Genomic DNA, 17798 nt, shown 5'->3' on the forward strand with positions numbered 1-17798 from the left:
TTGTTATTCGGCCAATAAACCACATTCGATTGATTGATTGTAAGCAGCAGATATCCTTTCGGCACATGGAAATTTTCATTTCATTAACAAAAATGCATCACAGGAGCGGTTATGCAAACAGGTGACCAGACCCTCTCAGCCAGACCCAAAGCACTGCACTGGATCGATGGCCAATGGCAGGACTCGGCCAAACAAGGCGTCAGCATCAGCCCGGCGGATGGCTCCGAACTGGGCGAGTTTGCCGACGGCGGGGCAGAGGAAGCCGCGATGGCGATAGCCGCCGCCCAACGCGCATTTGTGCCGGCATGGAGCCGCGATCGGCACCTGCGGGCACGCTGCCTGAACCAAATGGCCGATCGGTTTGAACAACACGCGGAAACCCTGGCCCAGATCCTGGCGCAAGACAATGGCAAGCCGCTGAACGAAGCCCGCTTTGAGGTTAAGTTCATTCCCAGCAAACTGCGCTACGCCGCCGCACTGGCCCTGACAACCTATGGGCGCGCCATGGAAATTGAGCCCGGTGCCTTATCCCGGGTGCTGTACGAACCGCTGGGCGTGGTCGGGGTGATCACACCATGGAACTCGCCTGCCATTTTGACTATCCGATCGCTGGCTCCGGCGTTGGCCGCCGGCAACACTGCCGTCATCAAGCTCCCGGCTCAGACCGCCCAGGTTAACGCCGCATTCGCCCGCATTCTGGCCGAAGTCGACAGCCTGCCGCAGGGCGTGGTGAACCTGTTTACCGAAAGTGGCAGCGACGGTGCCATGTTGCTGGTCAGCAGCCCGGCGGTGCCGGCCATCAGCTTTACCGGCAGCACCCGCACCGGGCGCTCCCTGGCGGCCAACGCCATGCAACGGATCAAACGTATCTCACTGGAACTGGGCGGGAAAACGCCACATTTACTGTTCGAAGACGCCGATCTGGACCGTGCCTTGCCGATGATCGTGCGCTCACTCACCACCTTCAGCGGCCAGTTCTGCGTAACCGGCAGCCGTTTACTGGTACAGCGCGCGATCTATCCGCAGGTGCGTGCCCGCATGGCGGCGTTGCTGGAAGCGGTAAAAATCGGGCCGTCGCTGGAACCAGGCGTTGAACTGGGGCCGTTAATTGACCGACAAAGCGTCCAGCGGGTCGATGCCATGGTCACTGCCGCACTGGCCCAGGGCGCCACTGCCGTGGTTCGCGGTGGGCCGGTAGTGGATGGCCCCTTAGCCAAAGGCGCGTTCTATCGCCCCACCCTGCTGGAAGTGCCCAACAGCGATCTGGACATTGTGCAGCAGGAGGTTTTCGGGCCGGTGCTCACGCTGGAGGTGTTTGACGACGAAGCGCAAGCGATCGTCTCCGCCAATCATAGCGACTACGGATTGGCCGCCAGTATTTGGTCAATGGACGCTAACCGACCGCACCGGGTCGCGCGGGAAATTCAGGCCGGCAGCGTGTGGATCAACGACTGGGCGCAAATTCACGATGAGTTCGAAGAGGGAGGATACAAGCAGAGCGGCCTGGGCCGTTTGAACGGCATCGCCTCACTGGACAGCTTTATCGAATACAAACACGTCTATCAAAATGTGGGGGTCACTGACCCACAAAGGAAGGACTAAATGAGCATCGATATTCAGCAACTGCAAAAAAAGCATCTGTTCCCGCTATGGGAGTCACTGCATGGTCTGGTCCCCGATCAACCTGAACCTCAGGCTACGCCCTATCAATGGCATTACGCCGAGGTCAAAGACGCGCTGCTGGATATCGGCTCGAAGATCGACATCGAACGTGCCGAGCGCCGCGTGCTGGTCATGGAAAACCCGTCGCTGCCACCGGGTTCGTCACGCATCACCGACACACTGTATGCCGGGATGCAAATGGTGCTGCCGGGGGAAATTGCCCCGCTGCATCGCCACACGCCCACCGCCCTGCGCTTTATTTTGGAAGCCGAGGGCGGCAACACTACGGTGGACGGCGAGCAGACCACGCTGCACCCGGGGGATTTTATCATTACCCCCTCATGGCGTTGGCACCAGCACCAAAATGACACCGATAAACCGATATTCTGGCTGGATGGTCTGGATGCCCCGCTGCTGCACTTTCTCAAGGCCGGATTTCGGCAAGACCGCCTGCCCGCAGGCCAAACGCTGGACCCGCGCCCGGAGGGTGATGCCCTGGCCCGCTACGGCGCAGGCCTGATGCCGCTGGAGTATCGTCCGACGGGGCAGAGTCAGCCCTCGCCGATATTTAACTACCCGTATCAACGCACGCGTGAAGCATTGGAGCAACTGCAGCGCCATAGCGAGATCGATCCGGCCAATGCCATCAGTCTGCGTTACATCAACCCGGCCAACGGCGATTGGGCCATTCCGACCCTCGGCACCGTCATCACGCTGCTGCCCAAGGGGTTTACCAGTCTTTATCAGCGTGGCAATGCCAGCCAGGTACTGGTGGTGATGGAGGGGGAGCTGGAAATACGGCTGACAGGAGGGATCCACTTCCGGTTAAAACCGAAAGATATCTTTGCGCTGCCTTCATGGCTCAGCTATCGGCTGTCTGCGCCGGATGGCGATACGGTCTGTTTCAGTTTTTCCGATCGCCCGGTGCTGGAAAAACTGGGGATCTGGCGTCATGAAATCATGCCAGAAGGCTGATAACGCCTGTTTTCTCTCTCGGCCCGCTCAGCGGGCAATACCATTCCATTTCGCCTTCAGAGGGCCTGTATCATGAAGATCTGCCGTTTCAATCATGACCGGATAGGGATCATCCGGCAGCAGCGGGTGTATGACATCACGCCAATGTTTCACTCCATCCCCCCCGCCCATTGGCCCACGCCGCCCGCCGACTGGATGATTAGTCATTTCCCCTTCGTTGCCAAGGGACTGGGCGCAAACTGGGAACGACTGGAAAGTTATCCGCTGGAGCAGGTGAACCTGAATTCGCCGGTGGCCAACCCCGGCAAACTTATTGCCGCACCGATCAATTATCGCGATCACATCGCCGAAGCCAATGCCGACCAACAAATCAACCATGGCAAGGTCTATACCGATATCAGCGAATACGGTCTGTTTCTCAAGGCCAACAGCTCATTGTGCGGACCGAACGAGATCATCAACTTGCCCATTCCTGATCGACGTACCGATCCAGAGGTCGAACTGGCGGTGATCATTGGCCAACGCGCCCGGAACCTGCCCGTCGAACAGGCCCTGGAGGTGGTGTTCGGCTACGCTATCGGCATAGACATGACCGTCCGCGGTTCGGAATTTCCCTCTTTTCGTAAGTCGGCCGATGGATTTTCGGTGTTGGGCCCGTGGATTGTCACCCCTGACGAAATCGGCGATCCGAACGCGCTGGATCTCAGTATTCGGGTGAATGGCCAACTCAGGCAGCATTCCAACACCCGCCACCTGATTTATAACGTACAGCGCCTGATTGCCTATGCCTCGACGATGTTTACCCTGTGGCCGGGCGATGTAATTTATACCGGTACGCCGTCCGGCGTCTCGCCGATACAGGCCGGTGACTGTATCGAGGTCAGCATCGAACGCATCGGTGCGATGTCGGTCACGATAGCCGACAGCACCCCCTGACAAGCCCTATTTTCGATGCCTCTGGCCCCGTATCTGTCGTACACTTCGCGCTATAGGTTCCACTATTGCCACGGTAACAAGCTTGTATGAGAACACCGCTGATCACCCGTGAAGGGTACGACAAACTTAAACAAGAGCTGGATTACCTCTGGCGGGAAGATCGGCCAGAGGTCACCAAAAAAGTGACCTGGGCCGCCAGCCTTGGCGACAGAAGTGAAAATGCCGATTATCAGTACAACAAGAAACGGCTGCGGGAAATCGATCGCCGCGTGCGCTACCTGACCAAATGCCTCGAACAGTTGAAAGTCGTCGACCATTCGCCGCAGCAGCAAGGCAAAGTGTTCTTTGGTGCCTGGGTAGAGGTGGAAAACGAAGACGGTGAGATCAAACGCTTTCGCATCGTCGGCTATGACGAGATTTTTGGCCGTCGGGACTATATCTCCATCGATTCACCGATGGCCCGCGCCCTGCTGAAAAAAGAAGTGGGTGATGCCGCCACCGTCAACACCCCGGCGGGAGATGCGCTGTGGTATGTGAATGAGATTGAGTACGTTAAATAAGATTTCGGCTTTTTCCTAGCGGGTGTCCGCCGCCGCGGTACAGGCCACTTTACGTGCCCTGGCTGCCGAGAGGTGGCCCGCTTCACTGGCATTTTCCGCGCGCAATCCGTATAACTGTCCCCCTGTTTACTCACCATTATCAACAGATACCAGACCTATGAATGACCCACTGAGCCGCATTATTGCAACAGAACTGCAGGCCCGGCCGGAGCAAGTTGACTCCGCCATCCGTCTGCTGGATGAAGGTAATACCGTGCCCTTTATTGCACGCTATCGTAAGGAAGTCACCGGGGGTCTGGACGATACCCAACTGCGCCAGCTGGAAACCCGCCTGGGTTATCTGCGTGAACTGGAAGACCGCCGTCAGACCATCCTTAAATCGATCGACGAGCAGGGCAAACTGACCGAACAACTGGCGGGGGCGATCACCGCCACGCAAAGCAAAACCGAACTCGAAGACCTCTACCTGCCTTACAAACCCAAGCGCCGCACCCGTGGACAGATCGCCATCGAAGCCGGTCTGGCCCCATTGGCGGACAGCCTGTGGCAGGATCCTCAGCAGCAGCCGGAAACGCTGGCCGAACGCTACGTTGACGCCGACAAAGGCGTGGCGGACGTGAAAGCCGCCCTCGACGGGGCGCGTTACATCCTGATGGAGCGCTTCGCTGAAGACGCCGCACTGCTGGCCAAGGTTCGTAATTACCTGTGGAAGCATGCGCATCTGGTCTCCAAAGTGGTGGAAGGCAAAGAAGAAGCCGGCGCGAAATTCCGCGACTACTTCGATCACCATGAACCTATTGCCCAGGTGCCTTCACACCGTGCGCTGGCCATGTTCCGTGGCCGCAACGAAGGCGTGCTGCAACTGGCGCTGAACGCCGATCCACAGTTTGAAGAAGCTCCGCGTGAAAGCCAGGCGGAACAGATCATCATCAGCCATCTCGATCTGCGCCTGAATAACGCCCCGGCAGATGCCTGGCGCAAAGCCGTGGTCAACTGGACCTGGCGCATCAAGGTGCTGCTGCATCTGGAAACCGAACTGATGAGTACCGTGCGCGAGCGTGCGGAAGACGAAGCAATCAACGTCTTCGCCCGTAACATGCACGATCTGATGATGGCCGCACCGGCCGGCATGCGTGCGACCATGGGGCTGGATCCGGGCTTGCGTACCGGGGTGAAAGTGGCGGTGGTGGATGCCACCGGCAAACTGGTCGCCACCGACACCGTCTACCCGCATACCGGACAGACCGCCAAAGCCGCTGCCATCGTCGCGGCACTGTGCATCAAACACAAAGTGGAACTGGTGGCCATCGGCAACGGTACCGCGTCGCGTGAAACCGAGCGTTTTTACCTTGATTTGCAACAGCAGTTCGGCGAAGTCAAAGCGCAGAAAGTGATCGTCAGCGAAGCCGGTGCCTCGGTGTATTCCGCCTCCGAACTGGCGGCACTGGAATTCCCTAACCTCGACGTCTCGCTGCGTGGCGCCGTCTCTATCGCCCGCCGCCTGCAGGATCCGCTGGCCGAGCTGGTGAAAATCGATCCGAAATCCATCGGTGTCGGTCAGTACCAGCACGATGTCAGCCAAAGCCAACTGGCGAAAAAGCTGGATTCGGTGGTTGAAGACTGCGTGAACGCCGTTGGGGTCGATCTGAACACCGCCTCAGTGCCGCTGCTGGCCCGCGTGGCTGGCCTGACGCGCATGATGGCGCAGAATATCGTCACCTGGCGTGATGAGAACGGCCGTTTCAGCAACCGTGAACAGCTATTGAAAGTCAGCCGTCTGGGGCCAAAAGCCTTTGAGCAGTGCGCCGGCTTCCTGCGTATTAACCACGGCGAAAACCCACTGGATGCCTCGACCGTTCACCCGGAAACCTACCCGGTAGTCGAACGCATTCTGGCTGCCACCCACCAGGCACTGCAAGATCTGATGGGTAACCCGGCAGCGGTGCGTAGCCTTAAGGCCAGCGATTTCACCGACGAGAAGTTCGGCATGCCAACGGTGACCGACATCCTGAAGGAGCTGGAGAAACCGGGCCGCGATCCGCGCCCTGAATTCAAAACCGCCACCTTCGCTGAAGGCGTTGAAACCCTCAATGACCTGCAGCCGGGCATGATCCTGGAAGGTTCGGTGACCAACGTGACCAACTTCGGTGCCTTTGTGGATATCGGCGTGCATCAGGACGGCCTGGTACATATCTCCTCGCTGGCGGACAAGTTTGTCGAAGATCCACACACCGTGGTGAAAGCCGGCGACGTCGTCAAAGTGAAGGTGATGGAAGTTGACCTTCAGCGCAAACGCATCGCGCTGAGCATGCGTCTGGACGAGCAACCGGGGGAAGGTTCGCCGCGCCGTGGCAACAATTCCGCCCCGGCCAAGGACAATGCAAACCGGGCACCGGCCAATAAGGGTAAACCGCGCGGCGGCAACAACAACACTTCGGCAGGTAACAGCGCCATGGGTGATGCGTTGGCGGCGGCATTCGGCAAAAAATCTTAATCAGACCCTAACCCGGCTAATGGGATGCAGGGCGGAGTTCACTCCGCCCTTTCCTGCCGAAATATCCCCGCGATTTTTGACCCGCCTCAATAAACCTGCATTTTTCTCTAATCTTACCAACGGCTATAACGACCCAATGTTTTAGGCCTGAAAATAGCGTTGTATCGCCATCGATTAACACCGTTATTAACATCATGTTCCCATTTCGCCATTTCCCAGAGAAACACAAATAGTTACCGCTCGTATTCAGCCGACGAGATGTTGCCAAATAAATACCAATATGGGTGCTAACCGATCAAAGCTGCCGAATTTGTCGCTAATTTTTTCAAACTGGAAAACATCACTACAATCACGTAACTGTTTTAACTCACCATTCGCATTTGCGCCCCGCCAAACCGGGTGATAAAAGTAGTCCTGTCAGGCGACCTCGATGGTTAAATGTGTTCGCCACAACTTTTGGTTACCAATACCCCTATTTTTTGTATTGAATACGATAATGATTCTCACTATTATTATTGTGCGTGTTCACTGCATTACCTCATGGATTGAAAACGTCGGCAGCCCGTCATATTTACCGCGGCGCTTCCTTTGGAACGTTCTTTTATCATCATCGGCCCAATAAGCTGGGCTCAGGGAAGGTTACATGCATCTTCTGCCTAAACGGTCGTATAAGATCGCCGGCTTCGCCAATGAAATCGGCCCAGCCTACCGCCAGAAACTGTTATCACTCGGCATGCTGCCGGGTTCGTCGTTTGAAGTGGTACGCGTCGCACCACTGGGTGATCCCATAGAAATTAAAACCCGCCGCGTCAGCCTGGTGCTGCGCAGGAAAGATCTGGCCCTGATCCTGCTCGACGACCCATCCTGACGCGGAGTCGCCTTGCCTTGGCCTCGCGCATCGCCTGGCCCCATTTCCCTTGACTGATATCACGCAAAATTATGAAAAAACTCACTATTGGCTTAATAGGAAATCCTAATTCCGGTAAGACTACGCTGTTTAACCAGCTGACCGGGGCGCGCCAGCGGGTCGGTAACTGGGCGGGCGTGACGGTGGAGCGTAAAGAAGGCCTGTTCACCACGCCGCAATCCCAGGTCAAACTGGTCGATCTGCCCGGCACCTACTCCCTGACCACCATCTCGGAGCAAACCTCACTCGACGAGCAGATCGCCTGCCACTACATTCTGAGCGGCGACGCCGATCTGCTGATCAACGTGGTCGACGCTTCCAACCTGGAACGTAATCTGTACCTGACGCTGCAACTGCTGGAGCTGGGTATTCCCTGCATCGTCGCGCTGAACATGCTGGATATCGCCAGAAGTCAAAAAATTGATATTGATATCGCCGCCCTGTCCGCACGCCTCGGCTGTCCGGTAGTACCGCTGATCTCCACCAAGGCCGATGGTATTGGCGTACTCAAGCAGATGATCGACAATCATCAGTTCAACGAATTGAAAGCGCTGGTGCTCTACCCACCGGTGCTGCTCAAAGAAATGACCACGCTGAGCGACGCGATGCCGCAAAACCTGCCGAGCGAACAGCGTCGCTGGCTGGCACTGCAGATGCTGGAGGGCGATATCTACAGCCATTCTTTGGCCGGCCCGGCAGCGGCCCTGCTGCCGGCAGCCAGAGAGGCACTGCGACAACAGCAACAGGAAGACCCGGCATTAGTCATCGCCGATGCGCGCTATCAGTCGATCGCCACTCTGTGTGACGCCGTCAGCAATTCGCAGCAGGCGATACCAAACCGCCTTACCGAAGCCCTGGATAAAGTGATCCTCAACCGCTGGCTGGGAGTGCCGATCTTCCTGCTGGTGATGTATCTGATGTTCCTGCTGGCAATCAACCTTGGTGGTGCGCTGCAGCCAATTTTCGATATCGGTTCTGCGGCCATCTTTATCCAGGGTATTCAATGGCTGGGTTACACCCTGCATTTCCCTGAATGGCTGACTATTTTCCTGGCACAGGGGGTCGGTGGCGGTATCAACACCGTGCTGCCACTGGTGCCGCAAATCGGCATGATGTACCTGTTCCTGTCGTTCCTCGAAGACTCGGGCTACATGGCTCGGGCAGCCTTCGTGATGGATCGCCTGATGCAGGCACTCGGGTTGCCCGGGAAATCTTTCGTGCCGCTGATTGTCGGCTTTGGCTGCAACGTGCCATCCATCATGGGCGCTCGCACCCTGGATGCGCAGCGCGAGCGCCTGATTACCATCATGATGGCTCCCTTCATGTCCTGCGGCGCCCGGTTGGCCATCTTCGCCGTCTTTGCCGCTGCCTTCTTCGGTCAGGACGGAGCGGGCGTGGTGTTCTCTTTGTATATGCTCGGCATTGTGGTGGCGATCCTCACCGGGTTGGTGCTGAAGTACACCATCATGCGCGGCGAAGCCTCACCCTTCGTGATGGAGCTGCCGGTCTACCATGTGCCGCACCTGAAAAGTCTGCTGCTGCAAACCTGGCAGCGACTGAAAGGCTTCGTCCTGCGTGCCGGTAAAGTGATCGTGATTGCCAGCATCTTCATTGGCGGCCTGAACAGCTTTTCGTTCAGCGGCAAACCGGTGGATAACATCAATGATTCCGCACTGGCGTCGGTGTCCAAGGTGCTGACACCGCTGCTGCAACCGATGGGCGTGCACAATGATAACTGGCAGGCCACCGTCGGTCTGGTGACCGGCGCCATGGCGAAGGAAGTGGTGGTCGGCACCCTGAACACGCTGTACACCGCCGAACATATCAATAATACCGAATTTGATGCCGCCAACTTTAACCTGCTGGACGAACTGGGCGGAGCACTGAATACCACCTGGCAGGGGCTGAAAGACACCTTCAGCCTGAGCGTGCTGTCCAACCCGATTGAGGCCAGCAAGGGCGATGGGGAAATGGACGTCGGCTCAATGGGCGTGATGAGCAGTAAATTCGGCTCCGGGGTTTCCGCCTACAGCTACCTGATTTTCGTGTTGCTTTACGTCCCTTGCGTCTCGGTCATGGGGGCTATCGCCCGTGAATCCAGCCGCGGCTGGATGACCTTCTCCATTCTCTGGGGGCTGAATGTCGCTTACTCCCTGGCCACGCTGTTTTATCAGGTCGCCACCTTCAGCCAGCATCCGCAGTACAGCCTGACGGCAATCGCCATTGTGGTGCTGTTCAATCTGTTGATCCTGTTCGGCCTGCGTCGGGCGCGCAGCCGGGTAACAGTGCGGCTGGGCAATGCTACACCAACAACCTGTTGCCAGGGTGCCAAGGGGGACTGTCACTGATGGCCGGCCTGCTGCAGATCCGTGATGCATTGGCGCTGCACGGCAACGTGCAGGCGCTTCAACTCAGCCGTCAGTTGGCGGCCCCGCTGCCGTTAGTGCAGGCCATGCTGGAGCGTTTAATCGCGATGGGGAAAGTGGAGCGTATCGAGCAGGATAACAGCGCCTGCCTGAGTGGCAGTTGTAAAAGCTGCCCAGAGGGCCAGGGATGCAGTACGGTGGTCTATCGTTTGAAGTCGTAAGGATCGGGGCGCGGCACAGGCGCGCCCCTGTTCAATCAATCGTTATTGCTTGTCTTTATACACGTCAGCGATAGCACTGAACTTGCCGTGCTCACGGCCAGCCAGAATTACGTAGTATTGCCCGCCTTTTTCATCAGCCAGTTTGGACAGCTCTTCTTTTGCATCCATTGGCGACGTGGTTTGTGCGGTAGTGGTTACTGTACCCACTTTCTCGTATTTACCCGGATTCTTGTCCAGATCTTCCTTGGTCAGCAGGGTCGCTGCCAGGGTGCTGAAAGACACTGAACCTACAACTAACGCGGCAATAATCATTTTCAAAGATTTCATTACAATACCTCTCAATGGATAATTTATTTATTATGAAAACTGTCCAGGGTAAGTGCGCCATAATACCGGCTGCCGTGACATCTTCTGACCTCGTTGCTTTCCCTGACGAGAGCCGTTTTCCCAGAGACGAAACGCCAAAGTAAAAAAACCGTGAACGGTTTTTTCATTTCCCAGCCAACGCAGTTACCCCCCTAAGTATCGGACAGGTTTATTTTTTATCCACTAAGCAGCTCTTTTTTTAACGCTTTATTGTGCGTTTTGGCAGCGGATCCCACTTTCGGCCACAAAGGTGCAGATAATTTCAGCGAATTCATCAGGCTGGGAAATAAATGGCGCGTGGGCCGCTTTGGCAATGATGATTGAAGACGAGTGTGGCCAACTGACGTCGAGTAACCCGGCCACCTTACGCGGCACCAATCCGTCCAGATAACCATAAACCCGCAACAAGGGCAGCGACAACTGCGTCAACGCTTGACGCAAGTCAGCCGTCCGCAATATTTCAAGCCCACCGTTCAGGACTTCAACACTTGGCGTCGGCTGGTTAAGCACCACCGACTTCAGCAAGCGGGCGTCCTGCCGTGCGCTTTCCGTTCCCAGCGTCTGTAATGCCAGAAAACGCTCTACGGTACGCTGAAAATCCTGACTCAACTGATGCTGAAAACCGCTCAGTACTTCCGGGCGGATCCCCGGCCAGTCACCCTGTGCCGTAAAGCAGGGCGAAGAGGCTACGGTGATCAGCCCACGTACCCGCTGCGGCTGCATCAGCGCTATCTGGCTGGCCACCAGCCCGCCGAGCGACCAGCCTAGCCACCATGCCTGGGCCGGCGCGGCATCCAGCACGATTTCCGCCATTTGCTCGAGCGACATGGCAGCAAACCCCTGGCTGCGGCCATAACCCGGCAAATCGACCAAATGCAGGCGAAAATGCGGCGTCAGTCGCTCAAGCATGCAACTCCACACTTCTGCATTCAGTCCCCAGCCATGCAGCAGCACAAGATCGCGATCGCCTTCACCTATTGTTTGCCAGTACAACGCAGTCATCAGTTATTGTCCTTTCATTCTCATCCGTCAGGGAGGACGGCTATGCTATCAATCTGCAGCCGCTGTTGGCTATGCCGACAGCCATTACATCTTAGTCGTCAGGGTATCTGCAGCTACTGCCTGCGCCAAATGGCCGCCAAACCGCTATGCTGCCCCCGCTGCGGGCTGCCCGCCGGCGATACGGTATTGCCCTGTGGCCGCTGCCTGCAACAGCCGCCCCCCTGGCAGGCGTTAGTGTTCGTCAGCGACTACCAGGCCCCGTTGCGCCAACTGATCAAAAAATTCAAGTTTCAGCACACGCCGGAGCTGGCACCGCTGCTGGCACGGTTAATTTTGCTAAACTGGCAACGGGCGCATCGAGAGCAATATCTGAACAGACCCGATGTGATTTTAGCAGTACCCTTACAGGCTAAACGTTGCTGGCGTCGCGGCTATAACCAGAGCGATTTGCTGGCGCGGCCGCTGGCGTACTGGCTGGGCTGCGACTATCGCCCCGCCGCCCTGAGCCGGGTGCGTAAAACCGCCCCACAGCAACGGTTGCCGGCCCGTATGCGGCGGCGTAATCTACGCGGTGCATTTCGCTGCCATGAATCTTTGGCGGGTCGACACGTCGCCCTGCTGGACGATGTGGTGACGACGGGCAGTACGGTGGCAGAAATTTCCAGGTTGTTGCAGCGGCAGGGAGTCGCATCAATACAGATTTGGTGTGTTTGCCGCACGTTGTAGTGCCAAGGCAATGGGCGTATTATAACCTAGTATAGAAGTCAACTATTTGAACTAACGAGCTAATGCCATGATTCGTATAACAGATACTGCACAGGAACACTTTGCCAAACTGCTGGCAAATCAAGAGGAAGGCACCCAAATCCGCGTATTCGTGATCAACCCGGGTACGCCTACGGCCGAATGCGGTGTCTCTTATTGCCCGCCGGATGCGGTTGAAGCGACAGACACCGAGCTGAAGTTCGAAAAGCTGTCCGCCTATATCGACGAACTGAGCAAACCTTATCTGGACGATGCCGAGATCGACTTCGTCACCGACCAACTGGGCTCGCAGCTGACGCTGAAAGCGCCAAATGCCAAAATGCGTAAAGTGGACGACAACGCACCGCTGATGGAGCGTGTTGAATACGTACTGCAGTCACAGATCAACCCACAGCTGGCAGGCCACGGCGGCCGTGTTACGCTGATGGAAATCACTGATGACAGCCTGGCGATCCTGCAGTTTGGTGGCGGCTGTAACGGGTGTTCAATGGTCGATGTGACCCTGAAGGAAGGCATCGAGAAAGAGCTGCTGCAGAAGTTCCCTGAACTGAAAGGCGTGCGCGATTTGACCGAGCACCAGCGCGGCGAGCACTCTTACTATTAATCCCCTGTTTTAGGGCCTGATGCCCCACAGCGGATAAAAAAATGCCGGATTTGGTGTGCCCAATCCGGCATTTTTACGTCAATTACCCTACCGAGACCTTGCGTCGCCGCTTGTCCAAATCCTTCAGTAACCGGTTGACCTGCTGATCGGCAAACATCTCCTCCAGCGTGTGGGTCAGTTTACGTCGCCAGTTCGGGTACTGATCGCTGGTGCCAGGAATATTGACCGGATCCGCCATGTCCAGCCAGTCTTCCGGCTGCAGACCCAGCAACGCGCTGGCGCTGTCGGCGACATAACGCTGTAAGCCCCGATTAAGCAACGGGCTCATATTCAACAACGCCGCCTTTTTTCCTACCTTCTGCGGCACACAACCATAGTGGTGCAGCCCGTCCAGCAACCCCTGCTTGGCTCGCTCACGGTCGGCAAACAGCCCTTTCAGGATCTCCGCATCCGGATACAATCCCAGTTGGTTGCCCAACTGCAGGTCACCGCTTTGCCAATAACCGCGCAGCGTCGGCAGATCGTGGGTGGTGATAGTCGCCATGGCCTGCACCGGATAGGCCTGCGGTGCGCGGAAATGGTTCTCCCCGTCACGTTCGAAATACAGCACCTTATAGGAGTAGACGCCGCTGTCGCGAAGCTTGCCGACAATCTCAACCGGAACGGTACCGAGGTCTTCGCCAATCACCATACAGCGGTGGCGTTGGCTTTCCAGCGCCAGTACCGCCAGCAGATCGTCCACCGGGTATTTCACATAGGCACCGTGAACCGCGGTTTCACCGTAGGGTATCCACCACAGACGCAGTAACGCCATCACGTGGTCAATGCGCAGTGCGCCGCAGCTGGTCATATTGGCACGCAGCAGATCGATAAACGGCTGGTAGCCCCGGGCCGCCATCACATGGGGATCCATCGGTGGCAGGCCCCAGTTTTGCCCCAACGGGCCCAGAATATCCGGCGGTGCACCCACCGAGGCTTTCAGACAATAAAGCTCGCGCTCGCACCAGGTTTCCGAGCCCCCTTCCGCCACGCCGACCGCCAAATCGCGGTACAGGCCGATCGGCATCTGTTGTTGCTGGCTCTGGCGGAAACAATCGGCGAACTGGCTGGCCGCCAACCATTGCAGCCACAGGTAAAACGTCACCTGATCCTGCTGTTGCTGACAAAATTGCTTCACCGCAGCGCTGTCGCCCTGTTGATATTGCTCAGGCCAGGCCGGCCAGCCCCACAGGCTGCTGTCTTTGGCAGCCAGATAGGCGTGCAGCGCATCAAAGGCGGCCTGTTGATACAGGCTGTCGCCACCGTCGAGAACAAACTGCTCAAATGCCTGACGTTGCTCGTCACCCGCTTTACGTGCCTGGAACAGCGGGAATGCCAGCTTTAGCGCCGCCAGCTTTAGCTGCGTCACCGTGCTGTAATCCACCTGCTCGCTGCTGCGCGCCGCGGCCAGCTTCTTTTGCGTGGCCGGTTTCAGCCACCATTGCTGCGCGGCGTCATTGCGCTGGAAATCTTCCACCGCGTTCACATCGATATAAATCACGTTCAGCCAGCGCCGCGATGACGGGCTGTACGGGCTGGCGCTTTCCGGATTGGCCGGATACAGCGCGTGGATCGGGTTCAGCCCGACAAAAGCACCACCCCGCTCACCGACCTGCTCCACCATCTGACGCAGATCGCCAAAATCACCGATACCCCAGTTACGATCGGATCGCAGGGTGTAAAGCTGGACGCAAGCGCCCCACAGCTTCTTTCCAGTCAGCAAGGCATCCGGTTCATAACAGCGTTTCGGCGCCACGATCAGTCGACACTGCCACTGCTGCTCGCCCTGTTTCAGCGTCAGTTGGTGATAACCCGGTGGTAACTCGCCCGGCAGGGTAAAGGTTTTACGCGCGCTGGCACGCCCTTGTTGCTGGCCGCCATCCTCACGCAGCAACGTCCACAGATACTCACCGCTGCCCGCCAATGGCAACGCCACCGGCGCACCCTGATAGAAGACCTTCACCGCCGGTAGCGGCGTCATTGCAGTCTCCTGTGGGGTCGTAGTGCGTCCCATGGCATCCAGCAGTCGGCGCTTGGTGTCCTCAGCGATCGCCTGCTGTTGACCGTGGGCATTAATATAATCGGCAGCGATACCCGCCTGAGCGGCCGCTTGATCGATGACCTTGCGATCCATTCGCTCTCCTTAACGCTTGGCTTGCCAGATGCGCTGCTGGTAGTCGCGGATCGAGCGATCCGAACTGAACATACCGACACGCGCGGTGTTAAGAATAGTACGACGCGTCCATTCATCACGGTCACGATAGAGTTCGTCTACCTGCTGTTGAGCTTTGCAGTAAGAAGCAAAGTCCGCCAGCACCAGGTAAGGGTCGCCCCCTTCCAGCAGACTGTGCAGCATCATGTCGAAGGCATGCTTGTCGCCATGGCTGAATGCACCACTTGCCAGTTCGTCCAGGATCGCCTTCAGGTGCTTGTCTTTCTTGCGGTAGCTGAGCGGATCATAGCCTTTCGCCAGCAGCGCCTTTACCTGATCCACGGTATTGCCGAAGATAAAGATATTGTCTTCGCCCACCTGCTCGGCGATCTCCACGTTAGCACCATCCAGGGTGCCGACGGTCAGCGCGCCGTTCAACGCCAGCTTCATGTTGCCGGTGCCGGAGGCCTCTTTGCCTGCGGTCGAGATCTGCTCAGAAATATCCGCCGCCGGGATCATCAGTTCAGCGACGGACACACGATAGTCGGGAATAAACGCCACTTTCAGTCGATCCTTCACCAGCGGATCGTTGTTGATCTTTTCCGCTGCCTGGTTGATCGCATAAATGATGTTCTTCGCCAGATAGTAGCCCGGTGCCGCTTTGGCGCCGAACAGGAAGACCCGCGGCACGATATCCAGCTGCGGGTTATCGCGCAGTTGGCGATACAGCGACAGAATGTGCAGCAGGTTCAAATGCTGGCGTTTGTATTCGTGCAGGCGTTTGATCTGCACGTCGAAAATCGCGTCCGGGTTCAGCGTCAGCCCCATCACGTCGTGCACGTAGTTGGCTAATATGACTTTGTTATCGCGTTTAATTTGCTGATAACGCTGGCGGAACGCCGCATCATCGGCGTATTTCTCCAGCCCTTTCAGCGCGTCGAGATCGTTCGCCCACTCCACCTTCAGCGTTTCATCAATCAGCCCTGACAGCGCCGGGTTGCATTGCTTCAGCCAGCGACGTGGCGTGATGCCGTTGGTGACGTTATGGAATTTGTTTGGCCACAGTTGGTGGTATTCCGGGAACAGGTCCTTCACCACCAGATCGGAGTGCAGCTGAGCCACGCCGTTGACCGCAAAGCCGCTGACCACGCACAGGTTAGCCATGCGCACCTGTTTGTCATGGTGCACCGCCAGTTTGGCCCATACTGCGTCGTCGCCCGGCCAGTGTTTATCCACCAGCTTTTTGAAGTTGGCGTTGATCTGCTTGATGATGGAGAAATGACGTGGCAGCAGGCTGCGCACCAGTTTCTCATCCCAGCACTCCAGCGCTTCCGGCATCAGGGTATGGTTGGTGTAGGCGAAAGTTTTGCTGGTGATCGCCCAGGCGGCATCCCAGTCCAACTGATGTTCATCCAGCAGAATACGCAGCATTTCCGGAATGGCGATGGTCGGATGGGTGTCATTCAACTGGATCACTTCGTACTTCGGCAGGTCTTCAATTTTGCGCCCCGCCAGATGGTGCTTACGCAGAATATCGGCCACCGAACAGGCGCACTGGAAGTATTGCTGCATCAGGCGCAGGCGCTTGCCCGCCTGGTGGTTGTCATTCGGGTACAGCACCTTGGTCAACCTGGCGGCTTCTACGCCCTGCTTCTCCGCCTGCAGGAATTTGCCGTCGTTGAAATCGCTCAGGTCAAACGGATGCTGATGGGTCGCCTGCCACAGGCGCAGCGGCTGGGTCACGCCATTACGGAAGCCCAATACCGGCAGATCCCAGGCTTCGCCGCGCAGGGTAAACTCAGGACGCCACAGTTCGCGGCCATCGGCCAGTTTTTCCAGCTTCCCACCGATGCCGACATCCACCGACAGCGCCGCATTGTGACGGAACCACGGGTAGCTCTCGCGCTGCCAGTTATCCGGGGCCTCTTGCTGCTGGCCGCCGCTAAACGACTGGCGGAACAGCCCATACTGGTAATTCAGCCCGTAGCCGGTGGCCGGTTGTTCCACCGTCGCCATCGAATCCAGGAAGCAGGCCGCCAAGCGCCCCAGCCCGCCATTGCCCAACGCCGGATCGGTTTCCTGCTCCAGTAGGTCTGCCAGCTTGATATCCTGTTCCGCCAATGCCTGCTCGACGGTGTCGTACCAGCCCAGGTTAATCAGGTTGTTGGCCGTCAGGCGACCAATCAGAAACTCCATCGAAATGTAGTTCACATGGCGCAGCGGCTTACTGCTTTTGGGTGGTGCAGGCTGTGCAGCAAGCTGTTCGGCCAGTGCGCGGCTTACCGCTTCCCACCATTGGTGCTGGGTCATCTGTTGTGCAGAACTGAGGCCAAACTGTTGCCACTGACGGGTCAGTGCCGCCAGAAAAGCATCCTTTTTAAGCGTAGGCTGTGACATAAGGAAAACTCTCTATCCAGTAAGTGGGTCAAATTACCGTTATCGTGCCGGGGAGAAACAGTGAAGGCATCATCCCGCCTGGGGATTAGCTGGGGAGGAGGATTGGGGCGTAGCTAAAATTGTGATCTCAGGCACTTTTTGACTCCCTTGCATCATGCAAAAAAGCCCACCGACGAAGGCAGCGAGCACTGAGAATACGCTGAAAACTTGTTCAATGACGTTAGCATAGTTATTGCGCCGGCTATAGTGGCGCAGATTGCCAGAAATGCTTTTCTGTATCTGCGTCACCAAACCGTGCCACACCACGGCTATTTCACAAGGATTTGCCTGCAAACGTAAAAAAGTGTGATCA

The 17798-nt window shown here is 57.1% G+C and carries 14 protein-coding genes; 10 read left to right on the forward strand and 4 right to left on the reverse strand.

Going from position 1 to position 17798, the window contains the following annotated elements; translation table 11 throughout:
- Window positions 1-111 precede the first annotated feature (111 nt).
- The 8 genes from NHG65_RS24315 to NHG65_RS24350 all read left to right on the forward strand — a co-directional run bounded on the left by NHG65_RS24315 (window position 112) and on the right by NHG65_RS24350 (window position 10121).
- Window positions 112-1602 carry an aldehyde dehydrogenase family protein gene (locus NHG65_RS24315; RefSeq protein WP_499182759.1) on the forward strand — a complete coding sequence of 497 codons (1491 nt, stop codon included), beginning with the start codon at window positions 112-114 and terminating at the stop codon, window positions 1600-1602.
- Entirely contained in the window at window positions 1603-2637 is a 1035-nt protein-coding gene (locus tag NHG65_RS24320) for a cupin domain-containing protein (RefSeq protein WP_207979702.1), read from the forward strand.
- A 72-nt stretch (window positions 2638-2709) separates the two neighbouring features.
- Window positions 2710-3573, forward strand: a complete 864-nt coding sequence (locus NHG65_RS24325) for a fumarylacetoacetate hydrolase family protein (protein WP_207979704.1) — start codon at window positions 2710-2712, stop codon at window positions 3571-3573.
- An 86-nt stretch (window positions 3574-3659) separates the two neighbouring features.
- The gene (gene greB, locus NHG65_RS24330; protein ID WP_207979706.1) at window positions 3660-4133 is read left to right on the forward strand and encodes a transcription elongation factor GreB; all 474 of its coding nucleotides are present in this window, start codon (window positions 3660-3662) and stop codon (window positions 4131-4133) included.
- A gap of 157 nt (window positions 4134-4290) precedes the next feature.
- The gene (locus NHG65_RS24335; RefSeq protein ID WP_207979708.1) at window positions 4291-6627 is read left to right on the forward strand and encodes a Tex family protein; all 2337 of its coding nucleotides are present in this window, start codon (window positions 4291-4293) and stop codon (window positions 6625-6627) included.
- A gap of 643 nt (window positions 6628-7270) precedes the next feature.
- On the forward strand, window positions 7271-7495 hold the full coding sequence (feoA, locus tag NHG65_RS24340; protein WP_085119832.1) for a ferrous iron transporter A: 225 nt from the start codon (window positions 7271-7273) through the stop codon (window positions 7493-7495).
- A 71-nt stretch (window positions 7496-7566) separates the two neighbouring features.
- On the forward strand, window positions 7567-9882 hold the full coding sequence (gene feoB, locus NHG65_RS24345; RefSeq protein WP_207979710.1) for a Fe(2+) transporter permease subunit FeoB: 2316 nt from the start codon (window positions 7567-7569) through the stop codon (window positions 9880-9882).
- Entirely contained in the window at window positions 9882-10121 is a 240-nt protein-coding gene (locus NHG65_RS24350) for a FeoC-like transcriptional regulator (RefSeq protein ID WP_112349132.1), read from the forward strand. The genes feoB and NHG65_RS24350 overlap by 1 nt, the downstream gene beginning before the upstream one ends.
- A 42-nt stretch (window positions 10122-10163) precedes the next feature.
- On the opposite strand, the gene NHG65_RS24355 is transcribed toward NHG65_RS24350, so the two are convergent.
- Together NHG65_RS24355 and bioH are read right to left on the reverse strand one after the other, a co-directional pair.
- Window positions 10164-10448: a YdgH/BhsA/McbA-like domain containing protein gene (locus tag NHG65_RS24355; RefSeq protein WP_099063494.1), complete on the reverse strand. Its 285-nt coding sequence runs from the start codon at window positions 10446-10448 to the stop codon at window positions 10164-10166.
- 246 nt (window positions 10449-10694) lie between these two features.
- Window positions 10695-11489 (reverse strand): pimeloyl-ACP methyl ester esterase BioH, encoded by a 795-nt coding sequence (gene bioH / locus NHG65_RS24360; protein ID WP_099063493.1) that lies wholly within the window; start codon window positions 11487-11489, stop codon window positions 10695-10697.
- A 42-nt stretch (window positions 11490-11531) separates the two neighbouring features.
- On the opposite strand from bioH, the gene gntX reads away from it, so the two are divergent.
- Both gntX and nfuA read left to right on the forward strand, forming a co-directional pair.
- Window positions 11532-12215, forward strand: coding sequence for a DNA utilization protein GntX (gene gntX, locus NHG65_RS24365; RefSeq protein ID WP_129936969.1), 684 nt, complete (start codon window positions 11532-11534; stop codon window positions 12213-12215).
- Window positions 12216-12282: 67 nt separating this feature from the next.
- Window positions 12283-12858, forward strand: a complete 576-nt coding sequence (gene nfuA / locus NHG65_RS24370; protein ID WP_012147309.1) for a Fe-S biogenesis protein NfuA — start codon at window positions 12283-12285, stop codon at window positions 12856-12858.
- An 82-nt stretch (window positions 12859-12940) separates the two neighbouring features.
- Here the strand turns inward: nfuA and malQ are convergent, their stop codons facing one another.
- Entirely contained in the window at window positions 12941-15031 is a 2091-nt protein-coding gene (gene malQ, locus NHG65_RS24375) for a 4-alpha-glucanotransferase (RefSeq protein ID WP_318439210.1), read from the reverse strand.
- A 9-nt stretch (window positions 15032-15040) separates the two neighbouring features.
- Window positions 15041-17446 (reverse strand): maltodextrin phosphorylase, encoded by a 2406-nt coding sequence (gene malP, locus NHG65_RS24380; RefSeq protein WP_207979714.1) that lies wholly within the window; start codon window positions 17444-17446, stop codon window positions 15041-15043.
- Window positions 17447-17798 lie beyond the last annotated feature (352 nt).

Source organism: Serratia myotis (assembly GCF_027474885.1).
Classification (GTDB): domain Bacteria; phylum Pseudomonadota; class Gammaproteobacteria; order Enterobacterales; family Enterobacteriaceae; genus Serratia; species Serratia proteamaculans.